At 70.0% G+C, this 18161-nt stretch carries 16 protein-coding genes; 6 read left to right on the top strand and 10 right to left on the bottom strand.

Going from position 1 to position 18161, the window contains the following annotated elements; genetic code table 11:
• Nucleotides 1–87: 87 nt before the first annotated feature.
• The 4 genes from hflD to AB3X10_RS11770 are packed head-to-tail and all read right to left on the bottom strand — an operon-like array spanning nucleotide 88 to nucleotide 2796.
• The gene (gene hflD, locus AB3X10_RS11785; protein WP_145708267.1) at nucleotides 88–702 is read right to left on the bottom strand and encodes a high frequency lysogenization protein HflD; all 615 of its coding nucleotides are present in this window, start codon (nucleotides 700–702) and stop codon (nucleotides 88–90) included.
• A complete protein-coding gene (mnmA, locus tag AB3X10_RS11780; protein ID WP_369975188.1) occupies nucleotides 699–1838 on the bottom strand; it encodes a tRNA 2-thiouridine(34) synthase MnmA in 1140 nt (379 codons plus the stop codon). Before mnmA ends, hflD begins: the two co-directional genes overlap by 4 nt.
• Nucleotides 1835–2293 (bottom strand): NUDIX hydrolase, encoded by a 459-nt coding sequence (locus AB3X10_RS11775; RefSeq protein ID WP_369975186.1) that lies wholly within the window; start codon nucleotides 2291–2293, stop codon nucleotides 1835–1837. The genes mnmA and AB3X10_RS11775 overlap by 4 nt, the downstream gene beginning before the upstream one ends.
• Nucleotides 2293–2796 (bottom strand): hypothetical protein, encoded by a 504-nt coding sequence (locus AB3X10_RS11770; RefSeq protein WP_369975184.1) that lies wholly within the window; start codon nucleotides 2794–2796, stop codon nucleotides 2293–2295. The genes AB3X10_RS11775 and AB3X10_RS11770 overlap by 1 nt, the downstream gene beginning before the upstream one ends.
• Before the next feature lie 75 nt (nucleotides 2797–2871).
• Between AB3X10_RS11770 and clpS the strand changes: the two genes are divergently transcribed.
• Nucleotides 2872–3192, top strand: a complete 321-nt coding sequence (gene clpS, locus AB3X10_RS11765) for an ATP-dependent Clp protease adapter ClpS (RefSeq protein ID WP_369975182.1) — start codon at nucleotides 2872–2874, stop codon at nucleotides 3190–3192.
• A gap of 123 nt (nucleotides 3193–3315) precedes the next feature.
• Nucleotides 3316–5598: an ATP-dependent Clp protease ATP-binding subunit ClpA gene (clpA, locus tag AB3X10_RS11760; protein ID WP_369975181.1), complete on the top strand. Its 2283-nt coding sequence runs from the start codon at nucleotides 3316–3318 to the stop codon at nucleotides 5596–5598.
• A gap of 111 nt (nucleotides 5599–5709) precedes the next feature.
• On the opposite strand, the gene infA is transcribed toward clpA, so the two are convergent.
• The 6 genes from infA to trxB all read right to left on the bottom strand — a co-directional run bounded on the left by infA (nucleotide 5710) and on the right by trxB (nucleotide 11118).
• The gene (infA, locus tag AB3X10_RS11755; RefSeq protein ID WP_004425677.1) at nucleotides 5710–5928 is read right to left on the bottom strand and encodes a translation initiation factor IF-1; all 219 of its coding nucleotides are present in this window, start codon (nucleotides 5926–5928) and stop codon (nucleotides 5710–5712) included.
• Between the two features lie 84 nt (nucleotides 5929–6012).
• Nucleotides 6013–6765: a leucyl/phenylalanyl-tRNA--protein transferase gene (aat, locus tag AB3X10_RS11750; RefSeq protein WP_369975179.1), complete on the bottom strand. Its 753-nt coding sequence runs from the start codon at nucleotides 6763–6765 to the stop codon at nucleotides 6013–6015.
• A gap of 148 nt (nucleotides 6766–6913) precedes the next feature.
• Nucleotides 6914–7960, bottom strand: a complete 1047-nt coding sequence (locus AB3X10_RS11745; protein WP_369975178.1) for an NAD-dependent epimerase/dehydratase family protein — start codon at nucleotides 7958–7960, stop codon at nucleotides 6914–6916.
• Between the two features lie 190 nt (nucleotides 7961–8150).
• Entirely contained in the window at nucleotides 8151–9272 is a 1122-nt protein-coding gene (locus tag AB3X10_RS11740; RefSeq protein WP_369975176.1) for a GNAT family N-acetyltransferase, read from the bottom strand.
• A complete protein-coding gene (locus tag AB3X10_RS11735; protein ID WP_369975175.1) occupies nucleotides 9269–10153 on the bottom strand; it encodes a hypothetical protein in 885 nt (294 codons plus the stop codon). Before AB3X10_RS11735 ends, AB3X10_RS11740 begins: the two co-directional genes overlap by 4 nt.
• Nucleotides 10150–11118, bottom strand: coding sequence for a thioredoxin-disulfide reductase (trxB, locus tag AB3X10_RS11730; protein WP_369975174.1), 969 nt, complete (start codon nucleotides 11116–11118; stop codon nucleotides 10150–10152). Before trxB ends, AB3X10_RS11735 begins: the two co-directional genes overlap by 4 nt.
• A gap of 287 nt (nucleotides 11119–11405) precedes the next feature.
• Between trxB and AB3X10_RS11725 the strand changes: the two genes are divergently transcribed.
• The 4 genes from AB3X10_RS11725 (at nucleotide 11406) to AB3X10_RS11710 (ending at nucleotide 18161) form a co-directional block, all read left to right on the top strand.
• Nucleotides 11406–13763: a DNA translocase FtsK gene (locus AB3X10_RS11725; protein ID WP_369975173.1), complete on the top strand. Its 2358-nt coding sequence runs from the start codon at nucleotides 11406–11408 to the stop codon at nucleotides 13761–13763.
• A gap of 101 nt (nucleotides 13764–13864) precedes the next feature.
• Complete coding sequence (locus AB3X10_RS11720; protein WP_369975172.1) at nucleotides 13865–15814, top strand: DUF3857 domain-containing transglutaminase family protein; 1950 nt, start codon at nucleotides 13865–13867, stop codon at nucleotides 15812–15814.
• 74 nt (nucleotides 15815–15888) lie between these two features.
• Nucleotides 15889–16515, top strand: coding sequence for an outer membrane lipoprotein chaperone LolA (gene lolA, locus AB3X10_RS11715; RefSeq protein ID WP_369975171.1), 627 nt, complete (start codon nucleotides 15889–15891; stop codon nucleotides 16513–16515).
• Nucleotides 16516–16850: 335 nt separating this feature from the next.
• On the top strand, nucleotides 16851–18161 hold the full coding sequence (locus AB3X10_RS11710) for a replication-associated recombination protein A (RefSeq protein WP_369981794.1): 1311 nt from the start codon (nucleotides 16851–16853) through the stop codon (nucleotides 18159–18161).

Genomic DNA, 18161 nt, shown 5'->3' with positions numbered 1-18161 from the left:
AGGCGCGAGGTGGCGCCGATCGCATCCATGCGCCGAAACGTGCCCTGCATCGCGGCACGGCGCCAGGCCGCCCCGCCGCCGCCCGGTTCAGCGCAGCGCGCGGTCCACCGCCTCGAGCATGCGCCGCTTGGCCAGCAGGAAATCCCACAGGCTGCCGCCCATCTGCCGCCACAGCACCGCCGAGCGCACCGCCGCCAGCAGCAGCGCGCGGATCTCCGCCACCACCCCGGCCTGGCCCAGGTAGTGCGGGTTGCCCTGCACCATGACCCGCGGGCGCAGGTGGCTGATGGTATCGGCATACAGCTGGCCCAGCGCGCCGATCACCGCCGGGTGCGCGCTGTCGGCGTGTTCGTCCAGCAGCGGGGCGATCCGGGCGATGCCGGCGGTGACCTTGGCGCTGGTCTCGGTGTCGCGCACGAAGCGCCGCTCCAGCTGCAGCACCGCCAGCGCCAGCCGCGGCAGCACCTCGTCCTGGCCCTGGTTGCGGAAATAGTTGTGCAGCAGGCGCAGCCCCGGCGCGACGTCGCCGACCCGGCCGTAGACCGCCTCGGGGGTGTCGGCGTCGGTGCGGAACACGCTGTCGAGCAGGGTCCGCACCAGCGACGCCTCGGACTGCCCGGTCTCGGCGATGCGCCGCACCTGCTGCAGGGCCTGGGCGACGCCGGCCAGCGCCAGCACGCGCGCGTCCATGGAATCGGTCATCGGGTGGTTTCCTCTAGTGAAGCGGGGCGCTGCGCCAGGCGGCGCTGCAGCGGGGCATCGGTGGTGGCGATCACGGCGCCGCCCAGGCACTCGTCGCCCCGGTACAGCACCAGCGACTGGCCGGGGGTGACGGCGCGCTGCGGGCGGGCGAAGCGCACCGCCAGGGTGCCGTCGTCGCCGACCTCGACCGTGCACGGCTCGTCGGCCTGGCGGTAGCGGGTCTGCGCGGTGCAGTCGAAGCGCCGCGCCGGCGCCGACCCGGCGATCCAGTGCGCGGCTTCGGACTGCAGCTGCGTGGACATCAGATGGGGGCTGTCGCGGTCCTGGTCCACGTACAGCACGTTGCGCGCCACGTCCTTGCCGACCACGTACCACGGCGCCGCCGCGCGGCCGCGCACGCCGCCGATGTTCAGGCCCTCGCGCTGGCCCAGGGTGAAGTAGAACACCCCCGGATGTTCGGCCACCACCTGCTCGTGCGGGTCGCGGATCTCGCCGCGCCGCGCCGGCAGGTAGCGGCCGAGGAACTCGCGGAAGTCGCGCTCGCCGATGAAGCAGATGCCGGTCGAGTCCTTCTTGGCGTGGGTGGGCAGGCCGGCCTCGCGGGCGATGCGCCGCACCTGCTCCTTGGGCAGCTCGCCGACCGGGAACAGGGTCGCGGCCAGCTGCGCCTGGCCCAGCTGGTGCAGGAAATAGCTCTGGTCCTTGTTGCGGTCCACCCCGCGCAGCAGCCGCCAGCGGCCGTCGGCGAAGGCCACGCGGGCGTAGTGGCCGGTGGCGATGCGCTCGGCGCCGAGCGCGCGCGCCGCGTCCAGGAAATGCTTGAACTTGACCTCGCGGTTGCACAGCACGTCCGGGTTCGGGGTGCGCCCGGCCGCGTACTCGGCCAGGAAATGGGCGAACACGCCTTGCCAGTATTCCTGCGAGAAATCGCGGAAGTGGAACGGCATGCCGAGCAGGCCGCACACCGCCACCGCGTCGCGGCGGTCGTCCTCGGCGCGGCAATCATTGCTGCCGTCGTCGGCCCAGTTCTGCATGAACAGGCCGGCCACGTCGGCGCCCTGCTGCACCAGCTGCCAAGCCGCCACCGACGAGTCGACCCCGCCGGAGACGCCGACCATGATCCGCGCGCCGTTCATGCCAGCTGCCGCACCAGGTCCAGCGGGTAGCGCTTGCCGGCCAGGAAATCGGCGACCACCTGCCACACCAGCGGGCTGCGCCAGCGCGGCGCGGCGGCCTGCAGCTCGGCCGGTGTCATCCACAGGGCGCGCACGATGCCGTCGTCCAGCGGCCGCTGCGGGTCGTGCGCGAGCGGCTCGGCGGCGAAGGCGAAGCGCAGGTAGTGGCGGCCGTTGTCGGCCTTCCACTGGTAGGCGCCGACGAACGCGGTCAGCCGCACCTGCCAGCCGGTCTCCTCCAGCGTCTCGCGCAGCGCCGCCTGCAGCAGGCTCTCGTCCGGCTCCAGGTGCCCGGCCGGCTGGTTCAGCACCAGCGCGCCGGCGATGGATTCCTCCACCTGCAGCAGGCGGCCGTCGCGCACCACCACCGTGGCCACGGTCACGTCGGGCTGCCAGGGGCCGGGGGGCAGCGCCATCAGAACGCGTCCTTGCCGGCGTTGAGTTCGGCGTCCATCGCATCGGCGCCGCGCGCCGCCGCTTCCAGCGCCTCGCGCAAGGCGGTGTCGTCGGCATCGGCGGCGAGCTTGACCACGAACACCGCGGTGCCGCCCTGGCGCACCCAGCCGCCGAGGATGTCGGCCTGCGCGTCTTCCAGCAGGCGGTTGGCGACCGCGGCGGGCAGGGTGTCGCCCTTGGCCTGGTAGGCCGGCGACCAGATTTCGCGGATGCGGTGGCTGCCGAAGGTCTCCACCGGCGAGCGCACGTAGATCAGCTGCTGGCGCTCGCGGCCCTGCTCGCGCAGCCCGAACAGCAGCTGGTAGTCGCCGTCGGCATCGGCCTGGACGTCGTAGCCCATCGCCTTCAGGCGCGTGCCCAGTGCCTGGTCCGGCGCGGCCATGGCCGGCGCGGCGGCGCCTGCCAGCAGCGCGGCGAGCAGGGCGGCCGTGCGGAAATTCGTCGAATGCATGCGTTGCGCCATCAAAGAAGGGGAATTGTGCGGGCAGGATCGGCGATCGTCCAATCCTGGCCGACAGCCGCCGTATATAATCGGCGCATGCCTCGCAAGAATTCTTCAGACCACGACCACGGCGTAATGGTGGAGACCGGCAAGCCGGAGATCGCCCGCCCGCCGATGTACCAAGTGCTGTTGCTGAACGACGACTACACCCCGATGGACTTCGTGGTGACCGTGCTGCAGCAGTTTTTCTCGCTGGACCTGGAGCGGGCCACGCAGGTGATGCTGCACGTGCATACCCGTGGCCGCGGCGTCTGCGGGGTCTATACCCGCGAGGTGGCTGAATCCAAGGTAGCTCAGGTGAACGAGTTTTCCCGGATGAACCAGCATCCCCTGTTGTGCACGATGGAAAAAGCCTGATATTGGTACGCGTCGGTCACCGGTTTGCCCGGACTAACGCGGTCTGAACACACTGATCCGATAGGGTTGTGGAAATTCGCAACTCCAGCCGCATATTGTTGGCAACAGACGTCGGAGTGAACCATGTTCAGCAAAGATCTCGAGCAAACCATCGGCCAGTGCTACAAGCGCGCCCGGGAAGCCCGTCACGAGTTCATGACGGTCGAACACCTGTTGTTGGCATTGCTCGACAATCCCTCGGCGCAGGCCGTGCTCAAGGCTTGCGGCGCTGATGCCGAGCGCCTGCGCGGCGAGCTGGAGCAGGCGATCGAGGCCTCGGTGTCGCGCCTGGCCGAGGACGACGGCCGCGACACGCAACCCACGCTGGGCTTCCAGCGGGTGCTGCAGCGCGCGGTCTACCACGTGCAGTCCTCGGGCAAGAAGGAAGTCACCGGCGCCAACGTGCTGGTCGCGATCTTCGGCGAAAAGGACTCGCATGCGGTGTATTTCCTGAACCAGCAGGACATCACCCGCCTGGACATCGTCAACTACCTGTCGCACGGCATCGCCAAGCTGGGCGAGGAGGGCGAGAGCCCGGCGCCGTCCGACGGCGACGCCAAGGGCGAGCCCGGCGAGGGCGAGCCCAAGGGCGACGCGCTGGCCGAGTACGCCAGCAATCTGAACGAGCAGGCGCGCAACGGCCGCATCGACCCGCTGGTCGGCCGCGCCGACGAGATCGAGCGCACCATCCAGGTGCTGTGCCGCCGGCGCAAGAACAACCCGCTGTACGTGGGCGAGGCCGGCGTCGGCAAGACCGCGATCGCCGAGGGCCTGGCCAAGCGCATCGTCGAGGGCAGCGTGCCCGAGGTGCTGGCCGACGCGGTCATCTACTCGCTGGACCTGGGCGCGCTGGTCGCCGGCACCAAGTACCGCGGCGACTTCGAGAAGCGCCTGAAGGGCGTGCTGACCTCGCTGAAGAAGGTGCCCAACGCGGTGCTGTTCATCGACGAGATCCACACCATCATCGGCGCCGGCTCGGCGTCCGGCGGCACCATGGACGCCTCCAACCTGATCAAGCCGGCGCTGGCTTCGGGCGAGCTGCGCTGCATCGGCTCGACCACGTTCCAGGAATACCGCGGCATCTTCGAGAAGGACCGCGCGCTGGCGCGGCGTTTCCAGAAGATCGACATCGTCGAGCCGACCGTGGGCGAGACCTTCGAGATCCTGCAGGGGCTCAAGCCCAAGTACGAGGCGCACCACGGCGTGACCTACGCCGACGACGCGCTGCAGGCGGCGGTGGACCTGTCGGTGAAGCACATCGGCGACCGCCTGCTGCCGGACAAGGCGATCGACGTGATGGACGAGGCCGGCGCGCGCCAGCGGCTGTTGCCGGAAGGCGTGCGCAAGGAACTGATCGACATCGAGGAGATCGAGACCATCGTGGCAAAGATGGCGCGGATCCCGGCCAAGCAGGTCAGCGCCACCGACAAGGACGTGCTGCAGCACCTGGAGCGCAACCTGAAGATGGTGATCTTCGGCCAGGATCCGGCGATCGAGACGCTGGCCTCGTCGATCAAGCTGGCGCGCTCGGGCCTGGCCAATCCGGAGAAGCCGATCGGCAACTTCCTGTTCGCCGGCCCCACCGGCGTCGGCAAGACCGAGGTGACCAAGCAGCTGGCGCTGCAGCTGGGCATCGAGCTGGTGCGCTTCGACATGTCCGAGTACATGGAGCCGCATTCGATCAGTCGCCTGATCGGTGCGCCCCCGGGCTACGTCGGCTTCGACCAGGGCGGCCTGCTGACCGAGAAGATCGTCAAGACCCCGCACTGCGTGCTGCTGCTGGACGAGGTCGAGAAGGCGCATCCGGACATCTTCAACATCCTGTTGCAGGTCATGGACCGCGGCGTGCTGACCGACACCAACGGGCGCGAGGCCAATTTCAAGAATGTGATCCTGGTGATGACCACCAATGCCGGCGCCACCCAGGCCTCGCGGCGCTCGATCGGCTTCACCCAGCAGGACCACTCCACCGACGCGATGGAGATCATCCGCCGCAGCTTCACCCCGGAGTTCCGCAACCGCCTGGACGCGGTGGTGCAGTTCCAGCCGCTGGCGTTCAGCCACATCCTGCGCGTGGTCGACAAGTTCATCATCGAACTGGAGATGCTGCTGCAGGAGAAGCACGTGTCGCTGTCGGCCACCCCGACCGCGCGCGACTGGCTGGCCCAGCACGGCTTCGACCCGCTGATGGGCGCGCGGCCGATGGCGCGGGTGATCCAGGACAAGGTCAAGCGCCCGCTGGCCGACGAACTGCTGTTCGGCAAGCTGGTCGGCGGCGGCCGCGTCACCATCGACGTGCGCGACGGCGAGCTGGTGGTGGAGACCCAGGCCGAGCCGGAGCGGCTGCTGCCGGCGACCGTCGAGTAGAACGCCAGGCACGACAAAAGGCGGCTGCAGCACCTGCAGTCGCCTTGCGATGTCACCGATCAGACGAAAAGGCGGCCGATGGCCGCCTTTTTCATCACCGCCGCGTGGCGGTCACTTCATGCGGTAGGTGATGCGACCCTTGGTCAGGTCGTACGGGGTCATTTCGACCTTCACCCGGTCGCCGGTCAGGATGCGGATGTAGTTCTTGCGCATGCGGCCGGAGATGTGAGCGATGATCTCGTGCCCGTTTTCCAGCTTGACCCGGAAGGTGGTATTGGGCAACGTCTCGCTGACGGTGCCTTCGAATTCGATGGAGTCGTCTTTCGACATGTATTCCTGTGCGATTTCGCGTGCGGCCAAAGGCCTTAAGAGCGGGGATTTTACTCGCCTCGGCCGCAGCATGCAAAGTTTGCGTTAATGCCCCGGCGGCGGCGCCAGTTCTGAGGCCGCCAGCTCGCCGAAACGCGGCGTCCACGGGCCGGGCGGGGCGGGGTCGGCGACCAGCGCGGCGATCGCCTCCAGGAACGCGACCCGCGGCCAGCGCTCGGCGCCGAGGCGCAGCAGGTGGTCGTTCTCGACCTGGGCGTCGATCAGCGGCCAGCCCCATTCGCGCAGGCGCCAGGCCAGCGCCGCCAGCGCCACCTTGGAGCCGCCGCTGCGTGCGCTGAACATGCTTTCGCCGAAGAACATGCGCCCGCGCGCCACGCCGTAGATGCCGCCGACCAGGTCCTCGCCGTCGAACACTTCCACCGAGTGCGCGTGTCCGGCGCGGTGCAGGGCGAGGTAGGCGGCCTGCATCTCGGCCGTGATCCAGGTGCCGTCCTGGCCTGGGCGCGGCGTCCGCGCGCAGGCCGCGATCACCTCGGCGAACGCGGTATCGGCGCGGACCCGCCACGGCGAGCGGCGCAGCGAACGGCGGAAACGCGAGGACAACCGCACCCCGTCGCTGCGGAACATGGTGCGCGGGTCCGGGCTCCACCACAGGATCGGCTGGTCGTCCGAATACCAGGGGAAGATGCCGTGCGCGTAGGCGTTGAGCAGCCGCGTGGGCGACAGGTCGCCGCCGACCGCGAGCAGCCCGTCCGGTTCGCGCAAGGCCTGCTCGGCAGGCGGGAACGGCGCATCGGCGGCCGCGGCCAGCCGCCAGGGAAGGCGCAATCCGCTCATCGGTCGGTACAAGGTGGAGCCCGGCGGCCGGGCGTGGCGCTGCGCTCGCGATGCCGGCGGCCGAGATGCTGGGCGTGTGGCATGGCTGGCCGATCCGATCGCGTTCGCACGATCTTACACCGGCGCGGCCGCAGCCGGCCGCGTCGGCTCAGGCCGCGGCCCTGTGCCGGCACCAGTCGGCGTAGTGGTCGAGCAGGGTCTGCTCGACCGGGCGGTAGTGCACGCCGAGTTCCTGGATGGAGCGCCGGTTGTCCAGGGTGAAGCGGATGCCGAGATGGTTGCGGATGTATTTTGGGGTCAGCCCGAACAGGGGGCCGATCAGCCGCAGCACGGGGTCGGGGATCCGCAGCCGCGGCAGCAGGTAGGGGCGCCGGTGCACCTTGCGCAGGGTTCGCGCGATCTCCATGAACGCGACCATGTCCGCCGACGCGACGATGTAGCGGCCGCGGGCCGCCGCCAGCTTGGCCGCGGCGATGTGCGCGCTGGCGACCTCGCGCACGTCCACCGTGGCGAAACTCAGGTCAGGCAGGCCGTAGAAGAACAGGCCGCGCATCAGTTCGTCGAGCAGGAACAGGCTGCCCGAGTCGGACCCCGCGGCCGGCGACGGGCCGAGGACCAGTCCGGGGTTGATGCAGACCAGGTCCCAGCGCTGCTGCGCGCGGCACAGCGCCCAGGCTTCCTGCTCGGCCACCACCTTCGAATAATGGTAAGGATTGTGCTCCAGGCTGCTGGTGGTATTGAAGAATTCCTCCGACAGCATCTGCCCGGGCATGGCCAGCACGTCGCTGTAGTCGCCGAAGATCGCGCCGATGGTGGAGGTGAGCACCACGCGTTGCACGCTCGGCGTGGCGTCGACCGCGGCGAGCACGTTCCGCACCCCCTGCAGCGCCGGCTCCAGCAGCTGGGCGCGGCCATCCTTGATCTTTTCCGGCATCAGGAACGGCGAGGCGACGTGGTGGACCACGCTGCAGCCCTGCATCGCCGCGGCGAAGGAGCCGGGCACCAGCAGGTCGGCCTCGAACAGCGTCAATCGGCCCGGATGTTCCGCCTGCAGTTGCAATAGCGGGCGGATCTTCGGCGAGACGCGCGTGCTGCGCACCGTGGCATGCACGCTGTCGCCGACCTCCAGCAACTGCTTGATCAGTTGGCAGGCGACATAGCCGCTGCCGCCGGTGACCAGGACGGTTTGCTTCATATGGACGGATCCGCGCAGGAAGGCTGTGCGATTAGATAGTCAAAACTATCTTAATTGCAATATGCGCCGGTGACCGCCGATCCGCGCGGGCAGCGCTTGCCCCGGCTGGGCAGGCGCAGGCCACACCGCTGCGCTTTGCGGTGGCGGTGGTGCGGAGACGGGGCAGGGGCTGCACGCCCCCGCGGCGGGTTCACTCCGCGCGGAACGGCGAGTGGGCGAGCAGCGCCTGCGCATGGCGGCGCACCGCCGCGGTCTCCTCGGCGCACCAGTCCGCCAGCGGCGCGCGGAAGCCGGGGTCGGCGATCCAGTGGCGGCTGCGCACCAGCCGCGGCAGGAAGCCGCGGGCGATCTTGTGCTCGCCCTGCGCGCCGGGTTCGAAGCGGGTCAGGCCTTCGCGCAGGCAGTAGTCGATGCCCTGGTAGTAGCAGGTCTCGAAATGCAGGCCGGGCAGGCTGTCGCCGCCCCAGTAGCGGCCGTACAGGGTGTCGCCGCCGCGCAGGCAGAGTGCGCCGGCGATCGGCTGGTCGTCGAGCACAGCAAGGAATATCAGTAAGTTGCGAGGCATTTCTCGTGCAAGATGCGAGAAGAATGCCGCCGTCAGTGCCGGCGAGTTGCCGTAGTCGTCGAAGGTGCGCAGGTAGAAGCCGTACATCGCCTGCAGATCGGCCGCGCTGGCCTCGTCGCCGTGCACGACGCGGAAGCCGATGCCGGCGCGCTGCACCTTGGCCCGCTCCTGGCGGATGTTCTTGCGCCGCTTGTGGTCCATCGCCGCCAGGTAGGCGTCGAAATCGGCCCAGCCGGCGTCGTTGTGCCACTGGTACTGCACGTCGCTGCGCGGCAGCCAATCGTCGCCGAACGCGGCATCTTCGTCGGCGGTGTGGAAGTTCACGTGCGCCGAGGACAGGCCGCTGGCGCCGGTCAGCGCCTGCATCGCCGCCAGCAGCGCCTGGCGCCCGGCGCCGTCGCGCGCCAGCAGCCGCGGCCCGGTCACCGGCGAATACGGCACCGCGCACAGCCATTTCGGGAAGTAGTCCTGGCCGTAGCGCGCGTAGGCGTGCGCCCAGGCGTGGTCGAACACGAACTCGCCGTGCGAGTTGGTCTTCAGGTAGCCCGGCGCGGCGGCGACCAGCGCCTCGCCGTCCCACAGGGTCAGGTGCAGCGGCGTCCAGCCCCAGTCCGGGCGCAGGCAGCCATGCCGTTCCAGGCCGGACAGGAAGGCGTGGGCGACGAACGGGTTGCGGCGGCCGTGCAGGGCATCCCAGTCGTCTGCGGCAACCTCGTCGAGCCGCTGCAGCCAGCGTACCTGGGTCATCGCCGGGCTGGTTCGGGACGGGTCGGCGCGGTGAACGAGAGCGGCAGGACGACCGCGGCGAGTGCCGGGTCGGCGCAGTCGAGTCCGATCCTGGGCAACTGCGCCAGGCGCGCCGTCACCCGGGCCATGCCGGCGGCACGCTGCGGCGGCACCGCAGCCTGCGCTGCGCTCGATTCGAACGAGCCCAGGCAGGGCCGGTAAAGAAAGCGCAACTGGGCGCTGTCGGTCGCGTTGGCGCCGAGTTCGCTGGAGAACGTGCTCATCGCGCCGCGCAACAGCGCCGATGCCAGGGCAATGTGCTGCTGCGCCGCCTCGGGCTGCACGGCGGCCTCGGCCTTCGCGCCTGCCGGCGCCTGCGACGGGCGCGCCGCCAGCAAGCGCTGCACTTCGTCGGCGCCGCCCGGAAGCTCGCCCAGCGCGACCAGGGCCGCAAGCGTGTCGGCGGCATCGGCGGCGCCGCCGTCCGCGTCCTCGCGCAACCAGCCCAGGGCGCGCTCGCGGCGCTGCGGGGCTGTCGGAATGCCAGCCAGCAGGCACTCGCCGAGAAAGCGGGTGAACACGGCCCGCGCGCCGGCATCGCCAGCGATCGCCTCGGCCGTGATGCGGTCGCCGGTATCGCGCACGGACTTGCTCATCGACCTCATCAGCAGCTTGATGCTGTCGTCGGCCCCGGTGCCCAGCAAGCCGCCGGCCATCGTCGCGGCCAGCGCATCGACCTGTTCCGGGGACATGCAGAACGCCATGTGCGCCGCTTCCACCGAACCGATGGTCAGCGGCGGCGCCACGGGCTGGGCATGCAGCGTGCCCGCCGCCGCGAGCAGGCAGGCGAGCGCAACGCCACGTCGGCAGCGCTCGGCGGCCCTGGCGCCGGATTCGGTCAAGCGCCCTTGTCCAGATAGCGTTCGGCGTCCAGCGCGGCCATGCAGCCGAAGCCGGCCGAGGTGATCGCCTGGCGGTAGTGCTGGTCGGCCACGTCGCCGGCGGCGAACACGCCGGCGACCGAGGTCTCGGTGGCCGCGCCGCCGAGGCCGGAGCGGATCTCCAGGTAGCCGTTGTTCATCGCCAGCTGGCCGTCGAACAGCTGCGTGTTCGGGTGGTGGCCGATGGCGACGAAGAAGCCGTGGGCGACGATCTCGCGGGTGCTGCCGTCCTGGGTCGACTTGACCCGCACCCCGGTGACGCCGGCCTCGTTGCCCAGCACCTCGTCGATGGCGTGGTGCCAGACGGTCTCGATCTTGCCGGCTTCGACCTTGGCGAACAGCTTGTCCTGCATGATCTTCTCCGCGCGCAAGGTGTCGCGGCGGTGCACCAGGTAGACCTTGCGGGCGATGTTGGACAGGTACAGCGCCTCTTCCACCGCGGTGTTGCCGCCGCCGACCACGACCACGTCCTGGTCCTTGTAGAAGAAGCCGTCGCAAGTGGCGCAGGCGGACACGCCGCGGCCCTTGAACGCCTCTTCCGAGGGGATGCCCAGGTACTTGGCGGTGGCGCCGGTGGCGATGATCAGCGCGTCGCAGGTGTACTCGGCGCTGTCGCCGCTGAGCCGGAACGGGCGCTGCGACAGGTCGGCGGTGTGGATGTGGTCGAAGATCACCTCGGTGTCGAAGCGCTCGGCATGCGCCTGCATCCGCGCCATCAGGTCCGGCCCCATCAGGCCGTGGGCGTCGCCGGGCCAGTTGTCGACCTCGGTGGTGGTCATCAGCTGGCCGCCCTGCTGCAGGCCGGTGATCACCACCGGCTTGAGATTGGCGCGTGCGGCGTAGACCGCGGCGGTCCAGCCGGCCGGGCCGGAGCCCAGGATCAGCAGGCGGGAATGCTTGGCGGAATTGGCGGCAGAAGAGCTCATGTATACTCGCGAAGAGGTTGAAATGGCGGCGGATTCGCGACATTGCGCGGTCTCCGGCGAAGTCGCATAGAGTGGCGGCCGGCCTGGGATGAATCAAGCCGCGTTGCGAGAACGCTGCGGCCTGCGGCCGACGCGCCGCCTTGCCAACGCCGCGTGTGCATGCCGCCGCGTGGCGCCGGCAGGTCGCGCAAGAGGGGCGGTACGATTCAGGTTCCGACTGCTGAAATGCCAGGCCGATTCGTTTATTATCAATCACTAACGGTGTATTTCTAAGGTCTGGTCATAGCGTGGCGAAGCAGGTTCCGGAACGCGGCAAATCCCAGGGCGCCAATGCGGCCGCACGCAAGCAGGCCGCCGCCGCCAATCCGCGCCGGCAGAAGCTGTGGCGCGACCTGGCGCTGATCGCGATCGCGCCGCTGCTGCTGTACCTGCTGGCCAGCCTGGCCACCTATTCGGCGACCGATCCGGGCTGGTCGCATACCGGCAGCGTGGTCGCGCCGGTGCACAACATGGGCGGCAAGTTCGGCGCCTGGATCGCCGACGTGCTGCTGCAGCTGTTCGGCTACGTGGCGTTCCTGCTGCCGGTGGTGATCGGCGCGGTGTCCTGGATCGCGCTGTTCGGCATGGACAGCGATGGCGACGGCGAGGCCGACCTGGGCCCGGCGCTGCGCCTGGTCGGCATCGTCGGTTTCCTGATCGCCGGCACCGGGCTGCTGCACCTGCGCCTGTTCAGCGGCGACGTGGCCGGTGCCGGCGGCATCCTCGGCAAGCTGGTCGGCAGCTCGCTGACCGCCGGCTTCGGCGCGCTGGGCAGCAACCTGTTCGTGCTGGTGCTGCTGCTGGTGTCGATCACCCTGGCCACCGGCCTGTCCTGGTTCGCGGTGATGGAGCGCATCGGCCGCGCGGTGATGACCCTGCCGACGCTGGCGCGGCGCGGCAGCCAGCAGGCCAACGAATGGCAGCAGACCCGCGCCATGCGCGAGGAACGCGAGGAAGTGCGCAAGGTCGACGCGGTGCAGCGCGCCAAGCGCGAGCCGGTCAAGATCGAGCCGCCGCCGGCGCCGGTGGTGGAGAAGAGCGAGCGCGCCAAGCGCGAGCAGCAGATCCCGCTGTTCCACGGCACCGGCGGCGACCAGTCCGGGGTGCCGCCGCTGGCGCTGCTCGACGATCCCAAGCCGCAGGTCAAGGGCTATTCCGAGGAAACCCTGGAGACCCTGTCGCGGCAGATCGAGTTCAAGCTCAAGGACTTCCGCATCGAGGCGCAGGTGGTCGGCGCCTATCCGGGGCCGGTCATCACCCGCTTCGAGATCGAGCCGGCGCCGGGCATCAAGGTCAGCCAGATCAGTTCGCTGGACAAGGACATCGCGCGCGGGCTGTCGGTGAAGTCGGTGCGCGTGGTCGACGTGATCCCGGGCAAGTCGGTGGTCGGCCTGGAGATCCCCAACGTCAGCCGCGAGATGATCTATCTCAGCGAGCTGCTGCGCTCCAAGGAATACGACAAGTCGCCCAGCCCGCTGACCCTGGCGCTGGGCAAGGACATCGCCGGCCGCCCGACCGTGGCCGACCTGGCGCGCATGCCGCACCTGCTGGTCGCCGGCACCACCGGCTCGGGCAAGTCGGTGGCGGTCAACGCGATGGTGCTGAGCCTGCTGTACAAGGCCTCGGCCAAGGAACTGCGGATGCTGATGATCGACCCGAAGATGCTCGAGCTGAGCGTCTACCAGGGCATCCCGCACCTGCTGGCGCCGGTGGTCACCGACATGAAGGAGGCCGCCAACGGCCTGCGCTGGTGCGTGGCGGAGATGGAGCGCCGCTACAAGCTGATGAGCACGGTCGGGGTGCGCAACCTGGCCGGCTTCAACAAGAAGGTCAAGGACGCGCAGGACGCCGGGCAGCCGATGATGGACCCGCTGTTCAAGCCCAACCCGGACCTGGCCGAGGCGCCGCGGCCGCTGGACACGCTGCCGTTCATCGTCATCTTCATCGACGAATTCGCCGACATGATGATGATCGTCGGCAAGAAGGTCGAAGAACTGATCGCGCGCCTGGCGCAGAAGGCGCGCGCCGCCGGCATCCACCTGATCCTGGCCACCCAGCGCCCGTCGGTGGACGTGATCACCGGCCTGATCAAGGCCAACATCCCGACCCGCATCGCCTTCCAGGTCAGCTCCAAGATCGACTCGCGCACCATCCTCGACCAGTCCGGCGCCGAGACCCTGCTCGGCCACGGCGACATGCTGTACCTGCCGCCGGGCACGGCGATGCCCGACCGCGTGCACGGCGCCTTCGTCAGCGACGAGGAAGTGCACCGCGTGGTCGAGCACCTCAAGGCCAGCGGCCCGGCCGACTACATCGAGGGCGTGCTCGACGAGGTACAGACCATGGGCGACGGCACCGTGGTCGGCGCCACCGGCCTGCCGGAGAGCGGCGGCGGGGGCGGGGACGAGTCCGATCCGCTGTACGACGAGGCCCTGCGCATCGTCACCGAGACCCGCCGCGCGTCGATCTCCGGCGTGCAGCGGCGGCTGAAGATCGGCTACAACCGCGCCGCGCGGCTGATCGAGGCGATGGAAGCGGCCGGCGTGGTCAGTCCGCCCGAACACAACGGCGATCGCAGCGTGCTGGCGCCGCCGCCGCCGAAGTGAGGCGCGCGACGCGGCCCGCATCCCGGTTCCCGGCCCCCGGGACCGCCCGGCGCAGCGCTGCATGCGATGCTGGCGGCCGTTCCCGTCCGCTGCCGTTGCCGATGTCCCCGACCGCCCGCATCCTGCGCCTGCTGCTGTGTACCGTCCTGGCCGCGGCCGGGACCGCCGCGGCGCAGCCGCCGGCTGCCGCTGCAACCACAGCGGCCAGTCCGGCCGCGGCCGCGCCCGAAGTCGCCAATAACTACAGCTACGTGCGCTACCGCGCCGACTACGAGGTGCGCGAGGACGCCAGCAGCGTGGAGACCGACGAGTACGAACTGCTGCTGAAGACCAAGGCCGGCGTGGACAAGTTCAGCCAGGTGCGGCTGAGCTACAGCGAGAAGCTGGAGACGCTGGAGGTGCTGGCCGCCTACGCGATCACCCCGGACGGGCTGCGCCACGACGTGCCGGCCGACAAGATCTACACCCAGGAAAGCTATTCCAGCGCCTCGGCGGCGATGTACGCCGACCGCAAGGTCAAGGTGGTGGTGTTCCCGAACCTGATGCCGGGCACGCGGCTGGTGTACCGGGTGCGCCGCACCCAGACCGTGCCGTACTTCCCCGGCTACTTCAGCCTGTGGGAGACCTTCAGCGTGTTCTCCCAGTACGACGACGCCACGGTGACCCTGGTCGCGCCGCGGCGCATGCCGATGCACCTGTACACGCGCGGCGTGGACGGCGGCAACAAGCCGAAGATCGACGGCGAGCAGGCGCGCTGGGAATGGCGCTACCAGCGCCGCGAGCCGATGAAGAGCCAGAACTGGGCGGCGGCGACCTGGGAATTCAGCCCGACCATCATGGCCAGCAGCTTCCGCCGCTGGTCGCAGATGGGCCAGGCCTACCAGCGCAGCAGCGGCGTCGCCGCGCAGGTCACGCCGAAGGTGCGCGCGCGCGCCGAGCAGATCACCGCCGGCATCGGCGACCGCCGCGCGCAGGCCGCCGCGCTGTACGAGTGGGTGGCGCGCAACATCCGCTACGTCGCGGTGTACCTGGGCAACGGCGGGCTGGAGCCGAACAGCGCCGACAGCATCCTCGACAACCACTACGGCGACTGCAAGGACCACACCGTGGTGCTGGAGGCGCTGCTGGCCGCCAAGGGCATCGCCAGCACGCCGGTGCTGATCGGCGCCGAAGGCGGGCCGACCCTGCCCGAGGTGCCGGTGCTCGGCCGCTTCAACCACGCCATCACCTATCTGCCCGAGTTCAAGCTGTACGTGGACTCGACCAATCCCTACGCGCGCTTCGGCCAACTGCCGGCCGGCGATCTCGGCGTGCCGGTGCTGCATACGCTGGACGGCACCGTGGCCCGCACCCCGCCCAACGACGCGCGGGTCAACCTGTACCAGGCCGAGGCCGACTACCGCTTCGCCGCCGACGGCAGCCTGGGCGGCACGACCAGGCTGGACAGCGGCCAGATCGGCGAGATCGGCCTGCGCACCATGTTCGTGCAGCTCAATACGCAGAACCGCACCCGCATCGAGGAATCGATCCTGGCCGCGTCCGGCTTCGACGGCAGCGGCGAGCTGGAGCTGCAGGGCGCGCCGCAGGACCTGAGCCGGCCGTTCGGCTATGCCTACCGGTTCCGCGCCAGCGACTACGTCGACTTCGGCGTGGTCGGCGGCATGACCCTGCCGCAGATGCCCGGCGCCGATTCGGTGCGCGGGGTCTACGCCACCACTTCGGCCGAGCGCAACCTGACCCCGTTCTACTGCAACGACAACGCGCGCAGCGAGACCTACCGGCTGACCTTCCCGGACAGCGTGCCGATCATCGCGATTCCCGCCGACACCCGCTTCCGCAACGCCGCCGGCGAATACGCCGCGACCTGGGCGCGCGACGGGCAGACCGTGACCGCCACGCACACGCTGCACCGGCGCGCGGTGCACGGGCCCGAGGCGCTGTGCCAGCCGCAGGACTACGCGGCGTTCCGCGAGCTGTACCAGCAGGTGCGGCGCGGCTTCCGCGGGCAGATCCTGTACGGCGACCTCGGCCGCATGCAGACCGGGCAGTGAGCCTGCCCACGTCTGATCGCCTATTCAGCTTCGCCGCGGCACACTTCCCACACTCCATCCGGAACTCCATCCGCATGCTTCGCACACTCCGCTATACCGTCCTCGCCAGCGCGCTGCTGGCCGGCAGCGCCTTCGCCGGCGCGCGCGACGACCTCAACACCTTCACCCGCGGGCTCAAGGGCCTGGACGGCCAGTTCGCGCAGAAGGTCTACGACGGCAAGGGCGCGTTGAAGGAAACCGCCAGCGGCCGCGTCGCGCTGTCGGCGCCGCGCCTGTTCCGCTGGGAATACCGCAAGCCCTACACGCAGCTGATCGTCGCCGACGGCGCCAAGGTCTGGGTCTACGATCCGGACCTGAAGCAGGCCACGGTGCGCACCCAGGGCGCGGAGGAGCAGAACAGCCCGCTGACCGCGCTGATCGACCCGGGCAAGCTGGACCGCCAGTACGACGTCAGCGAAGAGGCGGTGGCGCGAGACGGCCTGCAGTGGCTGTCGATGACGCCGAAGGTGGACACCGAGGCCAGCTTCCAGATCGCCAAGCTCGGCTTCGATGCCGGCGGCCTGGCGCGAATGGAAGTGGTCGACGCGGTCGGCCAGCGCACCGAGATCAGCTTCAGCGGCTGGAAGCGCAATCCGGCCTTCGCCGCGGGCACCTTCCGCTACGTGCCGGACAAGGACGTGGACGTGGTCGGCGACCGCTGAGGCGCGAGCCGAGGCATGCTCGTCGGCATGTGAACACAGGCGGCGAGCAGCGCCACCGAACCCGTCCATCCGCCGGCGGCGGTCTCCACCGGCATCGCCGCCGCGGCCGGCACGACCGCCGCCCAGGTCCGGCATGCGTTGCGCCCATGGCGTTCGCCGAGCAAGCCGTCAGCGCCGGTGACCGCGTCCGGTGCGTTGCGGCGGCGCTCGCAGGGCAGGGCGGCGCCGGCCCGCAACGCGCGGCCTGCGCAGGCCGGCGATAGAATACGCAGGTGGCCAAACGCAGACTCCTCGCCCCCGATACCCCCGACCTGCTCAGCGTCGATCGCGATGCGATGCGGCCGCTGGCCGAGCGCATGCGCCCGCGCACGCTCGACGAGATGGTCGGGCAGAAACGCCTGCTCGCGCCGGCCAGCGCGCTGCGCCGCGCGGTCGAGTCCGGGCGCGTGCACTCGATGATCCTGTGGGGGCCGCCAGGCTGCGGCAAGACCACGCTGGCCTTGTTGCTGGCGCAGTACGCCGAGGCCGAGTTCAAGGCGATCTCGGCGGTGCTGTCCGGCCTGCCGGAGGTGCGGCTGGTGCTGGCCGAGGCCGCGCAGCGCTTCGCCGACGGGCGCCGCACGGTGCTGTTCGTCGACGAGGTGCACCGCTTCAACAAGGCGCAGCAGGACGCGTTCCTGCCGCACATCGAGCGCGGCACCATCCTGTTCGTCGGCGCCACCACCGAGAACCCGTCGTTCGAGCTGAACTCGGCGCTGCTGTCGCGCTGCCGCGTGCACGTGCTGGAATCGGTGTCGCCGCAGGACATCGTCGAGGCCTTGCAGCGCGCGTTGCACGACAGCGAGCGCGGCCTGGGCGAGGAGGCGATCCGGGTCTCGGACGCGGCGCTGCTGGAGATCGCCAGCGCCGCCGACGGCGACGTGCGGCGTGCGCTGACCCTGCTGGAGATCGCCGCGGAGCTGGCCCAGGACGAGGGCGGCGAGATCACCCCGCAGACCCTGCTGCAGGTGCTGGCCGACCGCACCCGCCGTTTCGACAAGGGCGGCGAGCAGTTCTACGACCAGATCTCGGCGCTGCACAAGTCGGTGCGCAGCTCCAATCCGGATGCGGCGCTGTACTGGCTCACGCGCATGCTCGACGGCGGCTGCGACCCGTCCTACCTGGCGCGGCGCCTGACCCGCATGGCGATCGAGGACATCGGCCTGGCCGACCCGCGCGCGCAGCAGATGGCGCTGGAAGCCTGGGACATCTACGAGCGGCTGGGCAGCCCGGAAGGCGAGCTGGCCTTCGCGCAACTGGTGCTGTACCTGGCCAGCACCGCCAAGTCCAACGCCGGCTACGCTGCCTTCAACCAGGCCAAGGCCGAGGTGCGCGAGAGCGGCACCCAGGACGTGCCGCTGCACCTGCGCAACGCGCCGACCAAGCTGATGAAGACCCTCGGCTACGGCGAGCACTACCAGTACGACCACGATGCCGAGGGCGGCATCGCCCTGGACCAGACCGGGTTTCCGGATGCGATGGGCGAACGCGTGTACTACCGACCGGTGGAGCGCGGGCTGGAGATCAAGCTCAAGGACAAGCTCGACCGGCTGCGCGCCGCGCGCGCGCAGGCGCGGGCTGACAAGGCCAAGCCGCCGCGCTCATAA

The sequence above is a fragment of the Xanthomonas sp. DAR 80977 genome (assembly GCF_041240605.1).
Classification (GTDB): domain Bacteria; phylum Pseudomonadota; class Gammaproteobacteria; order Xanthomonadales; family Xanthomonadaceae; genus Xanthomonas_A; species Xanthomonas_A bundabergensis.
This window is presented reverse-complemented; position numbering and strand designations above follow the sequence as displayed.